Source organism: Nonomuraea pusilla, assembly GCF_900109355.1.
Taxonomy (GTDB): Bacteria; Actinomycetota; Actinomycetes; order Streptosporangiales; family Streptosporangiaceae; genus Nonomuraea; species Nonomuraea pusilla.
Window position 1 is genome coordinate 627,386 of the sequence record NZ_FOBF01000002.1, and the last position, 17,287, is coordinate 644,672.

Below are 17,287 nucleotides of genomic sequence, written 5' to 3' on the forward strand. Positions count from 1 at the left end.
CTCCACGAGCCGCCGTCGCCACGCCGGTGGCGCCCGCGGCCCGCGAGACACGAAGACCGCTCGAGAGGAGTTCAGGTGTCAGAGCCACCGTCCATCACGCAGCAGGAGATGCGTCGGCGCAACCTTTCGCTCGTCATGCATGCCGTGGCCAGGAGCGGGCCACTGTCCCGTGCATCCGTCGCGTCCCGCATCGGCCTGACGCGGGCCGCTGTGTCGACGCTCGTCGACGAGCTCATAGGTGCCGGGCTGCTCGTGGAACTCGGGCCGTCGCGCCCGGGAACGGTGGGGCGCCCTGGCAGCGCGCTGCAGCTCAACGAGCAGGGCCCGGCGGGTCTTGGCGCGGAGATCGGAGTCGACCACCTCGCCGTGTGCGCGGTGGATCTGAGCGGACGGGTGCGGGCGCGCATCGTGTCCGAGGCCGCCAACCGGAACCGTGCGCCCGGACCGGTGCTCGACGACCTCGCCGATCTCGTCCGGCAGGTTTCGGCGCAGGCGGAGGATCAGGGACTACGGCCGGTGGGGCTCGCCGTCGCGGTGCCAGGACTGGTGGCGAGCGGGTCGTCGTCCGTGGTGCGCGCTCCCAATCTCGGCTGGGAAGGCGTGGACGTCGCACCCTCGTTTCCCGCTCTCCCCCTGACGGTCGACAACGAGGCCAACTACGGTGCGCTCGCCGAGCTGTGGCTCGGCGGCCACGACCCCGCCCCGCGTGACCTGGTGCACGTCTCAGCCGAGGCGGGCATCGGCGCGGCGGTCGTCATCGACGGACGACTGCTGCGCGGGACGCACGGCTTCGCGGGGGAGCTCGGTCACGTGCCGGTCCGGCCAGAAGGCCCGCCGTGCGCGTGCGGTGGACGGGGCTGCCTGGAGCAGTACGCGGGTGAGGAAGCTCTGCTGCGGGCGAGCGGCGTCGATCCAGCGCAGGCGGCGGCCCGGCATCCGGGTCCCGGCCGCCCGATCGCGTATCTGGCGGAGCGCGCGGGCGACGGCGACCAGCAGGTGCGGCGCGCGCTGCGCGAGGCCGGCAAGGCGCTCGGGATAGCGCTCGCGGGCGTCGTCAATCTCCTCGACCCGCAGAAAGTGGTGCTCGGCGGCGGTCTTTCTCCCCTGCTGCCGTGGCTGCTGCCCGCGTTGGAGCGAGAGCTGGACCGCCGCGTCATGGATCCGGGTCGCGTGGGTCAAGGCGCGGTGACCGTATCTCGTCTGGGCGCGGACGGTCCGCTCCTCGGCGCGGCCAACTCGGTCGTGCAGGCGTGTCTCGACAACCCGACCTGGCTCAGGACGAGAGGCACAGGCGCAGGAGCAAGTCCTTGATCTCCGTGGCCTCGAACCGTTCTCGTGCGGCCGACGCGTCGGAGCAGAGCAGCACGGGAGCGTCGGCGGGATCAGCGGGAAGCAGCCCGTGAGAGCCGCGCACGGCGCGGGCGCCCTGGTCGAGGCCGACGACGTCCATCAGGTAGCGCATGCCGAGCTTCTTGCGCAACAGTGCCATGCCGGCCCGGCGCCGGGCGGCGCCGGGGTTCGCCGGGTCGAAGAGGAGCTCGGCGGGGTCGTAGCCGGGCTTGCGATGGATCTCGACGAGGCGGGCGAAGTCGGGGGCACGGGCCTCGTCGAGCCAGTAATAGTAGGTGAACCAGGCGTCTCGCTCGGAGAGCAGGACCAGCTCGCCGGAGCGGGGGTGGTCCAGGCCGTGTGCCGCCTTCCCGTCGTCGCCGAGCACCTCGGCGACTCCGGCGACGGACGCGCAGAGCTTCGCGACGGCCGGCACGTCGGCGGGGTCGGCGACGTAGACGTGGGCCACCTGGTGGTCGGCGACGGCGAACGCGCGTGAGGTCCATGGGTCGAGGTACTCCATGCCCGCCTGCGTGTAGACCTGGAGAAACCCTTCCGCACGCAGCGTCCGGTTGACGTCGACGGGGCGGGAGACGTCGGTGATCCCGTACTCGGACACGACGACGACCGTCCTTCCCCGCGCCAGCGCGGCGTCCAGCAGCGGCGCCAGAACGGTGTCGAGTTCGCGCGCCGCCGCGGCGGCGCGCGGGTCGGACGGGCCGTACCGTTGCAGGTCGTAGTCGAGGTGGGGGATGTAGGCCAGGGTCAGGTCCGGGTCGTGCACCGCCATGACGTGCTGGGTGGCCCGGCAGATCCAGGCCGACGAGGCGATGCCCGCCCCCGGGCCCCAGTACGTGAAGAGAGGGAAGGCCCCCAGCGTCGCGGTGAGCTCGTCGTGCAGCTCCGGGGGGTGGGTGTAGCAGTCGGGCTCCTTACGCCCGTCCGCGTGGTAGATCGGCCGCGGGGTGACGGTCCAGTCGACGTCGGCGCCCATCGCGTACCACCAGCACACGTTCGCCACGGTGAAGCCGGGCCGCTCGCGCCGGGCGGCCTGCCACACCTTCTCGCCGCCGACGAGCGCGTTGTGCTGGCGCCACAGCAGGACCTCGCCGAGGTCGCGGAAGTACCAGCCGTTGGCGACGATGCCGTGCCCGGCCGGCGGAACGCCGGTCAGGAACGTCGACTGCACCGAGCAGGTCACGGCGGGCAACACCGTGCCGAGTCGCGCCTGGAAGCCGTCCGCGGCGACGGACCGCAGCCGCGGCATGTGGGCCAGCAGCCTCGGCGTCAGCCCTACCACGTCCAGGACCAGCAACGATGTCATGTGCTCGCTCCCAGCTCCCGCAGCTCCGTACGGGCGAAGTCCAACTCGTCCGCGATGCCCGCGGCGAGCTGCTCGGGGTTCTTCGGGCGCAGCCCGGGTGGCAGCACGCCCCAGGTGTAGGTCTCCACGTCGTAGTGGTCGCAGAGGGGTTGCGGCCCGCCGACGAGTTCGGCGAGCGCGGCACGCAGCACCGGAATCGTCGTGGCCAGCGGGTCGGCCGGCGCGACGTGGAGAGGCACGTGGTAGTGCACCCGCCACGGTCCGGGCAGCCGCCGCTCGAACGCCTCTCCGAGGTCGTCCGCCGCGTCGCCCGCGGCGTTGCGCGTCTGATGCAGGAACCGCGGCTCGACGTACTCGCGCAGGGCGTCCGGGGCCGCGGTTTCCAGGGCGGCGGAGAGCTGGACCTTGACGATGGGCAGGCCGGCTCGCTCCAGCGCTTTCACCGCGTCGGAGGGCTCTTCCCAGGCGCAGGCCAGGTGGGCGAGATCCAGGCAGACGCCGAGCCGGTCGCTGTCGACGTCGGCGAGCCTCGCCACAGCCTGGCCGGTGGTCTCCACCACGCAGCCGGGTTCAGGCTCGAACCCCACCCGCACCACTCGCCCGGTGGACGACTCGACGGCGGCGAGGCCGGCGGCCAGCCGGTCGAGCCGGCGCGCGGCGAGGCCGGCCGTCCCCGGGCCCCACGGTTCGCGCCAGGCGAGCGGCAGCGTCGAGACGGACCCTCGGGCCACGTCCTCAGGGAGCAGGTCCGCGAGGACGAGCGCCAGGTCGAGGGTGTAGGACAGGCGATCCTCCGTCGTCCAGTCCGGGTGGTAGACGGCGTGCTTGACGACGGGATTCTGGAAGGAACGGTAGGGGAAACCGTTGAGCGTGACCACCTCCAGGCACCGTGCGGAGAGCTCGCGGCGGAGCCTGGCGCGCAGCGCGCGGTCGGCGGCGAGGGCGGCGGCGACGGGCGCGGCCAGCCAGAGCCCGAGCCCGAGCACGTCGGTGCCGAGGCGGGCACGGATCGGCACCGCGTAGGTGTCGAGCTGGGCGACGATGCCGTCGAGATCTTCGGCCTCGTGCACGTTGGTGCAGTAGCTGAGGTAGAGGGGTGCCCCTCCCGGATGGCGCAGGCGCATCAGCTGCCGCCGCGCTTGACGGAGCTGCCGGCGAAGGTGGGCTCGCCGGCTCCGGCACCGGTCAGGTCGAGGCGTCCGGACTGACTGTAGAACTCCACGGGATTGCGCCACAGCACCCGGTCGACGTCGTCGTCGGTGAAGCCGGCGGCCAGCATGGCCTTGCCGGTCTCGAGCGTCAGCAGCGGGTCGGAGACGCCCCAGTCGGCGGCGGAGTTGACCAGCATCCGGTCCAGGCCGTACTCCCTGAGTATCTCCACCATGCGGGGCGGCGACATCTTCGTCTCGGGATAGATGGAGAAACCCATCCAGCATCCGGACTCGCGCACCATGCCGACGGTGACCTCGTTGAGGTGGTCGACGGTGACCCGCTCGGGCGCGATCCCGGAGGCGGCGACGACCTCCAGAGTCCGCCGGGTGCCGCGGGCCTTGTCCCGGTGGGGGGTGTGCACGAGCGCCGGCAGGTCATGCTCGACGGCCAGCGCGAGCTGCCGTTCGAAGGCGTCGTCCTCCTCCGGGGTCATCGAGTCGTAGCCGATCTCGCCGACCGCCACGACACGGCCCTTGTCCAGGTACCGCGGCAGCAGGTCCAGCACGGGCCGGCAACGCGGGTCGTTCGCCTCCTTGGGATTGAGCGCGATGGTGGCGTGGTGGACGACGCCGAACTGTGCGGCCCGGTACGGCTCCCAGCCGATCAAGGAGTCGAAGTAGTCGGTGAACGAGCCGGGACCGGTACGCGGCTGCCCGAGCCAGAAGGCAGGCTCCACGACGCTCCGGATGCCTGCGGCGGCCATCCGCGCGTAGTCGTCGGTGGTGCGCGACGTCATGTGGATGTGCGGGTCGAAGATGCGCATCAAGCCTCCTTCAGGGTCAGACGGTCCAGCAGTGCGGCGGCGTCGGCGGGCATCGGACGCCCCGCCGCCGCGCGCTCGTCGGAGAAGGCGGCCAGCATGACCGCCAGCTCGTGGTCGGCCCGCTCGTCCAGCCCATCCACCGCGGTCAGCGGCACGCCCATGAACACGCACTTGAGCACCGCCTGCCGCCAGGCGGCCTGGCCGAGATGCCGGGCGTACGGGCCGAGGGCGGCCGCCAGCAAACGCGTGTCGTTCGTGCGGATCGCGTCGTGCAGCAGCGGCAGCCCCGCCGGGCCGGCGGCGAGCATCGGCAGGGCCTTGAGCACGGCAAGCTTCTCCTCGGCGTCGCCGTGGCGGTAGAGGTCGTCGATCTCGGCCGGTAACCGGTCCGCGGGCAGCGCGGCCAGCAGCAGCGCCCGGGCGGCCTCGTCCGCCGTCCAGCCGGGGACGCCGGGCAGCGGCGCGCGCCCGGCCTGCCTGCCGGCCCGGGCGAAGGACCGGCCGACCGTCTCGGGCCGCTCGACGGCTGCGGTGAGCGCGGTGTCCAGCCACGCCGCCACCGGCATGTCCCGCAGCGCGGCTCGCAGCCGCTCCGGTCGCGTCACTCCGCACTCCTTTCACCGTGGCGCCTGGACGCCTTCTCGGCCTCGCGCAGGAATCCGAGGGAACGCGCGGCCACGGCGGGCGCGGCGTGGCAGTGGCGGGGCAACTCGACCGAGACCAGGCCCCGGTAGCCGGCATCGGTGAGCGCGCGCAGCACCGGAGGGAAGTCGATCTCCCCGTCTCCGAACTCCAGATGCTCGTGCACGCCCCGTCGCATGTCGTCGATCTGCACGTTGACCAGGTGCTCGGCGACGGTCGCGACGCAGGCGGCCACCGGATCCGGCTCGTTGCAGCGGCAGTGGCCGATGTCCAGCGTGATGCCGAAGCCGTCCGGCTCGCCGAGCGCCTCGTGCAGCGTCCGCCAGTGCCCGATCGTCTCGACGAGCATCCCGGGCTCTGGTTCGAACCCCAGCGGCACCCCGAGGCACTGCGCGGCGTCCAGGGCTCGCGCGGAGCCGTCGACGAGCCTGTCCCAGGCGGTGGCCCGATCGAGCGTGACCGGCTGTACGCCGGACCAGAACGACACCGCCTCGGCGCCCAGATCGGCGCCGATCGCGATGGCGCGGCGCAGGAAATCCACGCGCAGGCCGCGATCGTCGTCGAGCAACGTCGGGGCGTGCTTGCGCCGCGGATCGAGCAGGTAGCGCGCACCGGTCTCGACGACCACCGCCAGATCGAGGGCACGCAGCCGGTCGGCGACCTCCGCCACCCGACGTCCCAGCCCCTCCGCGTACGGATCGAGGTGAGAGTGGTCGAGCGTCAGGGCCACGCCGGCGTAGCCGAGGTCGGCGATGACGTCCAGGGCATCCGCCAGCCGGTGGTTGGCGAAGCCGTTGGTCCCGTAGCCGAACCTCATGTGGCTGAGATCTTCCTGACCAGGTGCCAGGCCAGCGGAATCGCCGCCGCGAGGGCGAGTGCGACGCGCGGGGCGCCACCGCGCGCGGCGAGAGCTCCCTGGAGGGCCGGCAGGCTGACGATGCCCGCGGTGACCGCCTCACGGACGCGCACCGGCGAGGGGTTGACGACGGCGCGCGCCTGGGGGCGTCCGAACTGCGCGGCGTACCAGCCGGCGAGGGTCAGCTGCGTCGCGCCGGCACTGCCGTGGGCGGTGGCGGCGGCGAGCGAGAGAGTGCCTGCCAGGGTCGCCGCGGGCAGGCGTGGGTCGGCGCCCGACACCTCGGCGTGTGAGAGTGCGGTGAGCAGGTACGTGTGGGCGGCGATCGTGAGGGCGGCAGGCAGCGCGGCGACGGCCGAGGAGCTGAGGCTGGCGCCCAGCAGCACGTCCAGGCCACGGCACAGCGCCATCGTCAGGGGGCCGACGGGTGTGCCCTTGGCCGCGAGGTCGTACGTCCAGACGGCGCAGGCCAGAGGGGCGGCGACCGCCAGGGCACGCCGGCCGCCCACGAGCCCGGCCACGGCGAGGCCGGCGACCGTGAGCGTCGCCGCTGTGCCGAGGGCCGCGTTCGCCGACACCCTCCCCGAGGGAATGGGCCGCTCGGGCCGCTCGATCGCGTCGAGGCGCCGGTCAGCCCAGTCGTTGGCGGCCATCCCGGCCCAGTACAGGCAGATCGAGGAACAGGCCAGGCCGGCGGTACGGCGGCCGAGTGCCCCTCCGGCGGCCGCGCCGGCGACGACGTCGCCGGGAACGGACAGCGCCGCCGGCGCCCGGACCAGCTCCAGCAGGTCGCGCGGCGTCGTCATCGCCGCGTGATCCGCGCGTCGAACGCGGCGAGCGCGTCGCGTAACATCTGCCACTGCTCGGCCAGTGCGTGCGACACCTGTCCGAGAGGGTCCTTGAAGAAGAAGGCCAGCTCGGTGAGCGGGCCCGTACGCCCGGCTCGGTGCGCGGCCGCGGTCAGCCGTGCCAGGTCCAGGAGCAGAGGCGCGGCCAGCGCGGAGTCGCAGCCCTGCCAGGTGAACTCCATGCGCATGCGCGTGCCGAGGAAGCCCTCGAAGGTGATCAAATCCCAGGCGGTCTTGAAGTCGTCGAGGTCCTCAAGGAAGTCGATGCGGGTGGCGCCCTGCGGGACGTAGCCGAGCGTCTCCGCCAGCACGCGCTGTTTGCTGGCGCACTTGGCGGCGTTGGCCGCCGGCTCGGCCAGGTTGGCGCCGTCGCCGCCGCCCAGGAGGTTGGTTCCCGACCAGGTGCGCACCTTCAGGTTGCGCAGGGCGAACATCGGGGCGAGCACCGACTTGACGAGAGTCTCACCGGTCTTGCCGTCGTGTCCCGCGTACGGGAGGCCCTGGCTGCGGGCCAGGGCGTCGAGGGCGGGCAGGCGGGCGCCGGTGGAGGGCGTGAAGTCGACGTACGGGCAGCCGGCGCACAGGGCGGCGTAGGCGGCCAGGGCGCTGGGCGGCAGGACGGGGTCCGGGCCGTCCAGCGCGGCCCGCAGCGCGTCGAGATCGGTGTGGGCGGGGTGCGGCGGCGGTGCCGGCTCGGTGGTCGAGACGTTGATCACGACGACTCGCTCCAGGTGGTGCCGCCGGCGGAAACGGTCCAGGTCGGCGCCGATGGCCTCCGCGACCCCGGCCTGCGTGTCGTGGACCGGCAGAGGCCGCACGTCCTGCTCGATCTCCAGCAACGCGTCCTGGACGACTCCGGCGAGCCGGGCCGGTAAGATCCCCGCTTCAGCCAGCGCGGCCGCCTTCTTCACCAGGGGGATCGAGGAGATGTCGTGGCCGCCGAAGACCAGCTCCCCGATGCCGGGCACGGCTTCGCTGCGCAGCTCGGGCGACTCCAGGACGCATCCGGTCGGCTCGGCCAGGCCCGCACGCACCGCCAGTGCCCCGATCATGCCGGTGACCGCGACTGATCCTCGTGCTCCGATCAGCCATACTCCCGTACTCATCTGTCTCCTCTGGCGATCGTCCGCCGGAACGGCGGGGGGTGAGAGTAGGTGAGCTCCCCGGGTGGCGGCCGCGGGCGGCCGCCACCCGGCGTGGAGCGCTCAGTCGGCGGAGAAGGCGGCGTCGAAGGCGGCGGTGGGCGGCGTGATCGCGTTGAGACGGCGGATCAGCGTCAGCGCCTCCGGGGCCCCGTCCAGCCGGTCCATGCCCGCGTCTTCCCACTCGATGGAGACGGGGCCGTCGTAGCCGATCGCGTTCAGGGCCCGGAAGCAGTCCTCCCATGGCACGTCGCCGCGCCCGGTGGACACGAAGTCCCAGCCGCGGCGCAGGTCGGCCCAGGGCAGGTGGGACGACAGGCGGCCGCGGCGGCCGTTGCCGGTCCGCACCTTGGCGTCCTTGCAGTCCACGTGGTAGATGCGGTCGGCGAAGTCGAGGATGAATCCGGCAGGGTCCAGGTCCTGCCACACCATGTGGGAGGGGTCCCAGTTCAGCCCGAAGGCCGGTCGGCGCCCGATGGCCTCCAGCGTCCGCACGGTGGTGTGGTAGTCGTAGGCGATCTCGCTGGGGTGCACCTCGTGAGCGAAACGGACGCCCACCTCGTCGAAGACGTCGAGGATGGGGTGCCACCGGTCGGCGAAGTCGGCGTAGCCGGCCTCGATCATGGACGGCGGCACCGGCGGGAACATGGCCAGGGTGTGCCAGATCGAGGAGCCGGTGAAGCCGACCACGGTCTGCACGCCGAGCTTGGCCGCGGCGCGAGCGGTGTCCTTGATCTCCTCGGCGGCGCGCCGGCGTACGCCTTCGGGCTCGCCGTCGCCCCAGATGCGGGCCGGCAGGATGCCCTTGTGCCGCTCGTCGATGGGATCGTCGCAGACGGCCTGGCCCACGAGGTGGTTGGAGATCGTCCAGACCTTCAGGTTGTACTTGTCCAGCGTCTCCTTCTTGCGCTCGACGTAGGAGTCGTCGGACACGGCCTTGTCGACCTCGAAGTGGTCGCCCCAGCAGGCGATCTCCAGCCCGTCGTAGCCCCATTCGGAGGCCAGGCGGCAGACCTCCTCGAACGGCAGATCGGCCCACTGGCCGGTGAACAGCGTGATCGGCCTGGTCATGAATCCTCCACGGTCGTGAAGCGGCTGCCGTCAGCCGCGCTCTGCTCGACGGCGGCCAGCACCCTCTGCACCCGCAGACCTTCGTCGAACGAGGGCTCCGGGGCGGTGCCGGCGGCGATCGCCTCGATGAAGTCCTTCACCTCGTGGGTGAAGCTGTGCTCGTAGCCCAAGCCGTGCCCGGGTGGCCACCAGGCGCCCACGTACGGGTGGGAGGGCTCGGTGACCAGCACCCGCCGGAACCCGGCCTCGGCGCTGTCGAGGGTGTGGTCGTGGAACCACAGTTCGTTCATCGCCTCGAAGTCGAAGGCCAGGCTGCCCAGCGAGCCGTTGACCTCGATCCGCATCGCGTTCTTGCGTCCGGAGGCGAAGCGGGTGGCCTCGAACGAGGCCAGTCCGCCGCCGCTGAGCCGGCCGATGAACAGGGCGGCGTCGTCGACGGTGACCGCGCCTCTCCCTGCGCCTCTCCCTGCGCCGCTTCCCGCTGAGAGGCCGGTCGAGCCGGCAGCCAGGGGACGCTCCTTGACGAAGGTCTCGGTCAGCCCGGAGACCCCGGCCAACCGCTCACCGGTGATGTACTGGGCGATGTCGATGATGTGGGCGCCGATGTCCCCCAGCGCACCCGATCCCGCCTTGTCCTTCTGCAACCGCCACACCAGGGGGAACTCCGGCTCGACGATCCAGTCCTGGAGGTACTGGGCCCGCACGTGCCGGATCTCTCCGATCCTGCCCTCGGCCACGAACTTCCTGGCCAGGGCGACGGCGGGAACGCGGCGGTAGTTGAAGGCCACCATCGCCCGCACACCTCGCGCGGCGGCGGCGCGGGCCGCGGCGGCCATGGCCTCGGCCTCTGCCACGGTGTTGGCCAGCGGCTTCTCGCAGATGACGTGCTTTCCCGCCTCCAGCGCCGCGACGGCGATCTCGGCGTGACTGTCACCTGGCGTGCAGATGTCGATGATCTGCACGTCGTCGCGGTCGATGAGGTGCTTCCAGTCGGTTTCCACGTGGGCCCAGCCCAGCTTCTCCGCCGCCTGCGCCGTCGCCTCGGCGGATCTGCCGGCCAGCGCGACCATCGCGGGTTTGAGCGGCAGGTCGAAGAACGCGTCCACGCTGCGCCAGGCCTGCGAGTGGGTACGGCCCATGAACGCGTAGCCGATCATGCCGACCCCGATGACGGGCCTCATGACTCGAATCCGAGCGGCAGGTACTGGGCGGCGTTGTCCTTGGTGACGGTCTCCGACGTGAGCGTGATCGACTGCGGCACCTGCTGCTCAAGCAGGTCGCTCATGCCCTTCTTCTGCGCGATCAGGCGGGCCAGCTTGATCGCCGACGCGGCCATCGTCGGGCTGTAGGTGACGGTGGCCTTCAGCACGCCGGTGTCGGCCTGGATGTCGCGCATCGCGTTGGCCGAGCCCGCACCGCCGACCATGAAGAACTCGCTCCGCCCGGCCTCCTTGATCGCGGCCAGGACGCCGATGCCCTGGTCGTCGTCGTGGTTCCAGATCGCGTCGATCTTCTTGTGCGCCTGCAGCAGGTTGCTGGCCACCTGCGTGCCCGACTCCACCGTGAACTTGGCGTCCTGCTGCGCGGTCACCTTGAACCCGTACGTCTGCAAGGCGTCCGCGAAGCCCTTGCTGCGATCCTGGGTCAGCGGCAGCGTCGCGATGCCCTGGATCTCCAGGATCACCGGGTTCGACACGCCCTTGTCCTTGAGCCGCTTGCCGATGAAGTGGCCCGCCGCCACGCCCATGCCGTAGTTGTCGCCGCCGATCCAGGTCCGGTACGACAGCTTGTCGGGGAACACCCGGTCCACGTTGACGACCGGGATCCCCGCGTCCATCGCCTTGCGGGCCACCTGGTTGAGCTGCTCCCCGTCGTTGGGCAGGATCACCAGGACGTTCACCTTGGCCTGGATCAGCGATTCCACCGCCGAGATCTGCTGGTTGATGTCGTTGGTCGGCTCGACCGGCTTCAGCTCCACATCGGAGTACTGCTTGGCCGCCTCCTGCGCGTTCTTCGTGATCGCGGCGATCCAGCCGTGGTCGGCCGCGGGTGCGGAGAACCCGATGACCACCTTCTCGCCTGGCTTGTCGTTGTCCGTCCCGGCCGACACCGCCTGAGGGGCGGCAGACGACGCGGTGACGGGGGTGTTGCTCGTGCAGGCGCTCACCAGGGCGCCGGCACCGACGACGGCGCCGCTCACCAGCAGACCACGCCGGCCGATCTTCTCGTTCATGTGTTCTCCCTTGGATACGGCTGACCGCGTGCGCGGTCCGGCCGCGGAGTCCGATGTCCCCGGAGCCGCTGGCTGCCGGTTTCAGGTGCGTGAGGTGAGGCTTCGCCGCTGCAACAGCACGGCGACGACGATGATCAGGCCTTTCGCGATGAGCTGGTCGGCCGTGTTGAGCCCGTTCAGGATGAACAGGTTGGTGATCACGGTGAAGATCAGCAGGCCCAGGATCGATCCGACGATGGTCCCCCGGCCTCCGGTGAGGAGGGTGCCGCCGATGATGACGGCGGCGATGGCGTCCAGTTCGTACAGGTCGCCGTGGGTGGACGAGCCCGTCGTGGTCCTGGCCATGATCAGTACTGCCGCGATGCCGCAGCAGAGGCCGGACAGCGCGTACAGCAGGACGGTGTGCCGCCGCACGTCGATGCCGGCCAGGCGGGCGGCCTCGGGGTTGCCCCCGACCGCGTAGGTGCGCCTGCCGAAGGTGGTGCGGTTCAGCAGCAACCAGCCCAGCACCACGACGACCGCGAAGATGTAGACCAGCACCGGCAGACCCAGCACGCGCGTCGTGGACATGTCCACGATCACCTGGTTGCCCTGTTGGATCAGCTGGGTCTTGCGGTCCGACATGCGCTGGGCCAGCCCGCGGGCGGCCACCAGCATCGCCAGGGTGGCGATGAACGGCACCATCCGCCCGTAGGAGATCAGCAGCCCGTTGACCAGCCCGGCGCCGGTACCTACCAGCAGCGCACAAATGATCATCACGAACGGGCCGAAGGACTGCGTGGCCAGCGTGGTGGCCCACACCGAAGCCAGCGCCATCACCGCGCCGACCGACAGGTCGATCCCTCCGCCGATGATCACAAAGGTCGCGCCGACAGTGATCACCCCGATGGTCGCCGCCAGCGACAGGACGCTCACCAGGTTGGAGGCGGTGGCGAAGGTGCCGGGCACTGTCACCAGTCCCACCACCGCCAGCAGGACGAGTGCGATGATCAGGCCGAGATGAGGGATCTCCCCGAGCCTGTTCCACGTTGTCGCTCTCGGCATGGAGTCGCGCGTCCGGGTGGGCGCCTGCTCGTCCACCGCGGGAGTCGAAGAGTCGCTCACGCCGGCATTCCTTCCATGATCATGTCGAGGACGTGGTGTTCGTCGAGGTCTCGGGCGTCGCTCTCGTGGATCACGCGTCCCTCCCGGACGACCAGCACCCGGTCAGCCAGGCCGAGCACCTCGGGCACCTCGCTGGAGACCAGCAGCACGCCGATCCCCTCATCGGCCAGCTTCCTGATGACCGCGTACAGCTCGGCGCGGGCACCGACGTCGACTCCACGGGTGGGCTCGTCGAGCAGCAGCAGCCTGCGGCCGTTGATCAGCCAGCGCGCGAGCACGGCCTTCTGCTGGTTGCCGCCCGAGAGGTTCTTGATCGGACGGTCCAGGTGGGGAGGACGGATTCCCAGCTCCTCGATCTGCCGCCGGGCCTCGGACGCCTCCTGGTCGCGGTCGATCCAGCCGAACCTGGCGTAGCGGTCGAGACTGCTCAGGGAGATGTTGCGCATGACGCTCTGGTCCAGCAGCAATCCCTGGGCTTTGCGTTCCTCGGGGGCGAGACCCATGCCCGCCCGCACGGCGCGACTCGGATTGCCACCACGCACCGGCGTGCCGTTCAGGACGACGCGGCCACTGGCGCGACGGGCTCCGTAGATCGCCTCGACGATCTCGGAGCGACCCGCTCCCACCAACCCGGCCAGCCCGACGATCTCCCCGGCTCGCACGGTCAGCGACACGTCGCTGACGCGGCCGGGGACGGACAGTCCCTCCACGCGCAGGACTTCGGGACGGCCGTCGTGGCTGCCGGGGCGCGGCCTGGGCGGGAAGACATGTTCGACGTTGCGGCCTGTCATCAGCGAGACCACCTGCGAGGTGGGCGTGTCCTTGGCCGACAGCCCGACCGCGACCGTCCGCCCGTCCTTCAGCACCGTCACCCGGTCACCGATCTCGCGGATCTCCTCCAGACGGTGCGAGATGTAGATCACCGCCACGCCCTGCGCGGTGAGTTCGCGGATGATCCGGAACAGGTTGGCCACCTCGTCGTGAGCCAGGGCCGCGGACGGCTCGTCCATCACGATCAGCCGGGTGTCGTACGAGAGCGCCCGCGCCATGCTCACCACCTGCTTGGCTGCGGGGGACAGCCGGCCCACCTCGGTCGTCGGGCGGATCTCGCCATGTCCGAGGCCGGCCAGCAGTTCCCGGGTGGCCCGGTTGACCTGGCTCTGGCTGACGAACCCCAGCCTGGCCGGTTCGTGGCCGAGGTAGACGTTCTCGGCCACGCTCAGGCCGTCGACCAAGTCCAGTTCTTGATAGATCGTGGAGATTCCGAGCCGGATCGCTGCTGTGGGACTGGTCAGGCGAACCTGCCGGCCCCCGAAGACGACGGCGCCCTCGTCGGGCTGGTGCACCCCGGCCAGCACCTTGATGAGGGTGGACTTGCCCGCGCCGTTCTGGCCCAGCAGGCAGTGCACCTCCCCAGCGCGGACGTCGAGGTCGACGCCGTCCAGCGCGCGCACGCCGGGAAACTGTTTGACGATTCCTCGCATGGTGAGGAGAGACGCCGAGTCGGGAGAGGACTTCGGCACGGGGCCTCCTGGGGGGTGTGGGTCCCGTTCGCCGACCGGGCCAGTAGCACCGCCGCGGCGGCACGAAGTCGGCGGGAACGTTGCCGCCGCGGCTCTGGCTGACGGTCGGGCGAACGGGACGTCTGTGGGAGGCGGGGAAGAGCGTCCGCGTCCGGGGGGAACGGCCGGGTCGCTGTCTTCCGCGCTGTTTCTCTAGTCGTTACGGATGGCTATGGAGGTGGGGTCGGACAGCACCCGCTCGATGACGACGTCGACCGCTCCCCGCGAAGCCGCGCCGAATCCGAAGGTGGAAGCGGTGAAGGCGCATCGGCCGGCGATGACCGTCATGCCGAGTCGTTCCAGCTCCGCCTGGGCGATGGGGATGAGTCCGTCGGCGAGCCGGGCGAAGAACCCACCCAGCACGATCACCCGCGGGTTGAAGAGGTTGGCCAGTATCGCGGCGCCGCGTCCGAGCCAGCGGCCCACCTCGGTGACGGCCGCTTCGACCCGGGGGTCTCCTTCGGCTCGGCGCTGCTCGATCTCGGCGAGCCGCTCTTCCGGGTCGCGCACCGGTTGCTGGTCCGTTCCATAGGCGTGGTCGGGGGTGGCCATGCGCACCAGCGCCGCCAGCCCGACCTTCGTCTCCCAGCAGCCGGTTCGGCCACAGCCGCATCGCTCACCGATCGCATCGACCATGATGTGACCCACCTCGCCGGCGAACCCGTCCGCTCCCCTCAGCGGCCGGCCGCTGGAGATGACACCGCAGCCGACGCCGACCTCGCCTGTGAGGTAGACGAGATCGGGTGTGCCCATGGCGACACCTGAGCTGTACTCGGCCAGCGCGGCGAGGTTGGCGTCGTTGTCGACCGTGATCGGCACGCTGGGAGAGACGCCCGCGGACAGGAGCGAGTCGACCACCGGCACGCCGTGCCAGTTGAGATTCGGCGCGACGACGACGGTGCCCGTGGCCGTGTCGATGAGACCGGGAACGGCCACGGTGATCCCGGCCAGTGCGACCCCGGACCGGTCGAGGTCCGCGACAGCCTTCTCGATCACTTGGGCGAGCTTGGCGAGTGACCGCTCGGGAGCGGACCCCATCGCGTCGAAGCCGATTCTCCGGTCGATGAGCACCCGGCCCGCCAGGTCGGTCGCGAAGGCCGCGATGTAGTCGACGTTGACCTCCAGCCCCAGGGCGCCGACCTTGGAGCCGTCGAGAACGAGCGCGAGGCCGGGGCGCCCGACCGAACCCGCGTGCTGCGGCCCGATCTCCTTGAGCAGCCCTCGCGCCTGCAGCTCTCCCACGAGGCTGGTGATGGTGGTCTTGTTCAGGCCCGTCTCGACGGCGACGGCCGACCGGGAGCACGGGCCGCGTTCGCTGACGTGGCGCAGCACGAGAGAGAGGTTGGAACGGCGCACAGTCGCCTGGTCCGCGGGGATCCTCGAGGATCGGTGCGGACTGCTCGATTCACTGGTACGGCCGCCGGGCCAACTCTGGTGCACGCCACTCCTTTAATTCATTTGCATGGCTGGCCGAATTAAAGCCAGAGGCGGGCTGGGAAGACAAGGCGCGAAGCACATCCGCCTCCGTAACATTCGCGTAACGGGACTGGATCTGCGCCCGGAGCTGTGACAACGCCATGAGATGCCAACTCGTTACACGACAGGACGTGCATGTCGGACATGGGCGTGTTACAAAACCGATTAATTGATCGCAAAGACAAACCGCAGCAGGTGGCCACGTGACGCAGGAGCAGCACCTCATTCCCACGGCGGGCACGGCGACCCAGCCGACGAGCCCTGCCGCGTTGCGCCGGACGAACCTCTCACTGGTCCTGCGCCACCTGCACGACCACGCCTCCGCGTCCCGGGCGGACATCGCGGAGGCGACCGGCCTGCACCGGGCCACCGTCTCCAACCTGATGACCGAACTTCTCGAATGGCGACTGGTGCGGGAAGTCGGCATCGAGCACGTGGGAGCGGTCGGCCGTCCCCGGCGAGCCGTGGCGCTGCACGGTGCCCACGTCGGCGCCCTGGGGCTGGAGATCAACGTGGACTACATCGCCGTTCACGGAACCGACCTCAGCGGCCGCGCCCTGGTGGAGCGCCGCGTCACCTTCGACACCGTGGGCAGCGGCCCCGACCGCTCACTGCGCCGGCTCGCGCTGGTGGCCCGGGAGGCCGGCGAGGCGATGCGGCGAGCCGGGACCATCCCCGCCGGTGTCGGCGTGGCGGTGCCGGCCCTGGTCGACGTGGCCCGCGGGGTCGTGGCGTTCGCGCCGAACCTGAACTGGCGCGATCTGCCGCTGGCTGCCCGGCTGTCGTCGGCGCTCGGCCCCATGAGACTTCCTGTGGCCGTGGACAACGACGCCAACCTCGCCGCCCTGGCGGAGTACAGCTCCGGGGTCGCCGCGGGCACACCACACCTGGTGTACCTCACCGGCGAAGTAGGCGTGGGTGGGGGCGTCATCATCGACGGAAAGCTGTTGCGCGGCGCGGACGGCCTGGCCGGCGAGGTGGGACACCTGCCGGTCGACCCGGCCGGCGACATGTGCGGCTGCGGACGTCAAGGCTGCTGGGAGACGAAAGTCGGGCTCGCGGCGCTGGTTCGGACGGCGATGCCCGAGCAGTCCTACGAACTGGCCGACGAACTGGTGCCCGATCCTGAAGAGCGGGTGATGGAGATCGCCAGGGGACTGGCCTCGGGCGACCGCCGAATGCTGGACGCGGTCGCCCACGTCGGCAAGTGGCTCGGGCTCGGAGGCTCCATCATCGTCAATCTCTTCAACCCGGGCGCGATCGTCGTGGGCGGCTACTTCGCCACACTGGCCGAATGGCTGCTGCCCCACGCTCAGGCCGAGTTGACGCGGCTGGTCGTGGGAAGCCCCGCCGCTCAGTGCCGTTTCATCGCCTCCGGCTTCGGCTTCGGCGCCCCTTCACGGGGCGCGGCGACCATCGTCGTCAACCAGCTCATCGACGACCCCACCGCGATCATGGATCCCACCTTGCGGCCGGCAGCCCCCTGACGGCCCCCTCAAGCCTGGAGACAGCACCCTCCAGTACCACCGAAGTATCGGAAAGCAACCGGCAACAAGCGCGGCGGCGCGCGCCTTGCCTGACGTCCCCCCAGGTCAGGAAAGGGTTTCCCATGTCACCATGCTCTGCACGTCCAGCTCGCGTTCTCCGAGCGACGGCCGGGGCCTGACTGCACAGCGCTCCCCTGACAAGCGGTCCCACAGCCCGTCGCACCTCCCGACGGATGCG

At 70.9% G+C, this 17,287-nt stretch carries 15 protein-coding genes; 2 read left to right on the forward strand and 13 right to left on the reverse strand.

Features of this window, described 5'->3' with window-relative positions:
* The first annotated feature begins 108 nt into the window (after window positions 1-108).
* Window positions 109-1,311 carry an ROK family transcriptional regulator gene (locus BMX74_RS05830; RefSeq protein WP_091098915.1) on the forward strand — a complete coding sequence of 401 codons (1,203 nt, stop codon included), beginning with the start codon at window positions 109-111 and terminating at the stop codon, window positions 1,309-1,311.
* Here the strand turns inward: BMX74_RS05830 and BMX74_RS05835 are convergent.
* From BMX74_RS05835 to BMX74_RS05895, 13 genes are all read right to left on the reverse strand, one after another.
* Complete coding sequence (locus BMX74_RS05835; RefSeq protein ID WP_055501961.1) at window positions 1,274-2,653, reverse strand: alkaline phosphatase family protein; 1,380 nt, start codon at window positions 2,651-2,653, stop codon at window positions 1,274-1,276. The two genes, BMX74_RS05830 and BMX74_RS05835, sit on opposite strands and share 38 nt — an antisense overlap.
* On the reverse strand, window positions 2,650-3,777 hold the full coding sequence (eboE, locus tag BMX74_RS05840; protein ID WP_091098790.1) for a metabolite traffic protein EboE: 1,128 nt from the start codon (window positions 3,775-3,777) through the stop codon (window positions 2,650-2,652). The genes BMX74_RS05835 and eboE overlap by 4 nt, the downstream gene beginning before the upstream one ends.
* Entirely contained in the window at window positions 3,777-4,628 is an 852-nt protein-coding gene (locus tag BMX74_RS05845; RefSeq protein ID WP_091098792.1) for a TatD family hydrolase, read from the reverse strand. The genes eboE and BMX74_RS05845 overlap by 1 nt, the downstream gene beginning before the upstream one ends.
* Entirely contained in the window at window positions 4,628-5,233 is a 606-nt protein-coding gene (locus BMX74_RS05850) for an EboA domain-containing protein (protein ID WP_201784453.1), read from the reverse strand. The genes BMX74_RS05845 and BMX74_RS05850 overlap by 1 nt, the downstream gene beginning before the upstream one ends.
* Window positions 5,230-6,087 (reverse strand): sugar phosphate isomerase/epimerase family protein, encoded by an 858-nt coding sequence (locus BMX74_RS05855; RefSeq protein WP_091098794.1) that lies wholly within the window; start codon window positions 6,085-6,087, stop codon window positions 5,230-5,232. Before BMX74_RS05855 ends, BMX74_RS05850 begins: the two co-directional genes overlap by 4 nt.
* A complete protein-coding gene (locus tag BMX74_RS05860) occupies window positions 6,084-6,932 on the reverse strand; it encodes an SCO3242 family prenyltransferase (protein ID WP_091098796.1) in 849 nt (282 codons plus the stop codon). The genes BMX74_RS05855 and BMX74_RS05860 overlap by 4 nt, the downstream gene beginning before the upstream one ends.
* Entirely contained in the window at window positions 6,929-8,080 is a 1,152-nt protein-coding gene (locus BMX74_RS05865) for an inositol-3-phosphate synthase (RefSeq protein ID WP_055501966.1), read from the reverse strand. The genes BMX74_RS05860 and BMX74_RS05865 overlap by 4 nt, the downstream gene beginning before the upstream one ends.
* Before the next feature lie 99 nt (window positions 8,081-8,179).
* Window positions 8,180-9,187, reverse strand: coding sequence for a sugar phosphate isomerase/epimerase family protein (locus BMX74_RS05870; RefSeq protein ID WP_055501967.1), 1,008 nt, complete (start codon window positions 9,185-9,187; stop codon window positions 8,180-8,182).
* Entirely contained in the window at window positions 9,184-10,368 is a 1,185-nt protein-coding gene (locus BMX74_RS05875; RefSeq protein ID WP_055501968.1) for a Gfo/Idh/MocA family protein, read from the reverse strand. The genes BMX74_RS05870 and BMX74_RS05875 overlap by 4 nt, the downstream gene beginning before the upstream one ends.
* Window positions 10,365-11,420 (reverse strand): ABC transporter substrate-binding protein, encoded by a 1,056-nt coding sequence (locus BMX74_RS05880; RefSeq protein WP_055501969.1) that lies wholly within the window; start codon window positions 11,418-11,420, stop codon window positions 10,365-10,367. The genes BMX74_RS05875 and BMX74_RS05880 overlap by 4 nt, the downstream gene beginning before the upstream one ends.
* A gap of 81 nt (window positions 11,421-11,501) precedes the next feature.
* Window positions 11,502-12,524 carry an ABC transporter permease gene (locus BMX74_RS05885; protein ID WP_256256790.1) on the reverse strand — a complete coding sequence of 341 codons (1,023 nt, stop codon included), beginning with the start codon at window positions 12,522-12,524 and terminating at the stop codon, window positions 11,502-11,504.
* Complete coding sequence (locus BMX74_RS05890) at window positions 12,521-14,047, reverse strand: sugar ABC transporter ATP-binding protein (protein ID WP_256256791.1); 1,527 nt, start codon at window positions 14,045-14,047, stop codon at window positions 12,521-12,523. The genes BMX74_RS05885 and BMX74_RS05890 overlap by 4 nt, the downstream gene beginning before the upstream one ends.
* 192 nt (window positions 14,048-14,239) lie before the next feature.
* A complete protein-coding gene (locus BMX74_RS05895) occupies window positions 14,240-15,418 on the reverse strand; it encodes an ROK family protein (RefSeq protein WP_082534992.1) in 1,179 nt (392 codons plus the stop codon).
* Between the two features lie 347 nt (window positions 15,419-15,765).
* On the opposite strand from BMX74_RS05895, the gene BMX74_RS05900 reads away from it, so the two are divergent.
* Window positions 15,766-17,049, forward strand: coding sequence for an ROK family transcriptional regulator (locus BMX74_RS05900; RefSeq protein WP_091098798.1), 1,284 nt, complete (start codon window positions 15,766-15,768; stop codon window positions 17,047-17,049).
* The last annotated feature ends 238 nt before the right edge of the window (window positions 17,050-17,287 follow it).

What these genes read in the sequence shown, in the direction of transcription:
- BMX74_RS05830 (WP_091098915.1), top strand. Translation starts at nt 109, where the DNA reads ATGCGTCGGCGCAACCTTTCGCTCGTCATGCATGCCGTGGCCAGGAGC.
- BMX74_RS05835 (WP_055501961.1), bottom strand. Translation starts at nt 2,653, where the DNA reads ATGACATCGTTGCTGGTCCTGGACGTGGTAGGGCTGACGCCGAGGCTG.
- eboE (WP_091098790.1), bottom strand. Translation starts at nt 3,777, where the DNA reads ATGCGCCTGCGCCATCCGGGAGGGGCACCCCTCTACCTCAGCTACTGC.
- BMX74_RS05845 (WP_091098792.1), bottom strand. Translation starts at nt 4,628, where the DNA reads ATGCGCATCTTCGACCCGCACATCCACATGACGTCGCGCACCACCGAC.
- BMX74_RS05855 (WP_091098794.1), bottom strand. Translation starts at nt 6,087, where the DNA reads ATGAGGTTCGGCTACGGGACCAACGGCTTCGCCAACCACCGGCTGGCG.
- BMX74_RS05860 (WP_091098796.1), bottom strand. Translation starts at nt 6,932, where the DNA reads ATGACGACGCCGCGCGACCTGCTGGAGCTGGTCCGGGCGCCGGCGGCG.
- BMX74_RS05865 (WP_055501966.1), bottom strand. Translation starts at nt 8,080, where the DNA reads ATGAGTACGGGAGTATGGCTGATCGGAGCACGAGGATCAGTCGCGGTC.
- BMX74_RS05870 (WP_055501967.1), bottom strand. Translation starts at nt 9,187, where the DNA reads ATGACCAGGCCGATCACGCTGTTCACCGGCCAGTGGGCCGATCTGCCG.
- BMX74_RS05875 (WP_055501968.1), bottom strand. Translation starts at nt 10,368, where the DNA reads ATGAGGCCCGTCATCGGGGTCGGCATGATCGGCTACGCGTTCATGGGC.
- BMX74_RS05880 (WP_055501969.1), bottom strand. Translation starts at nt 11,420, where the DNA reads ATGAACGAGAAGATCGGCCGGCGTGGTCTGCTGGTGAGCGGCGCCGTC.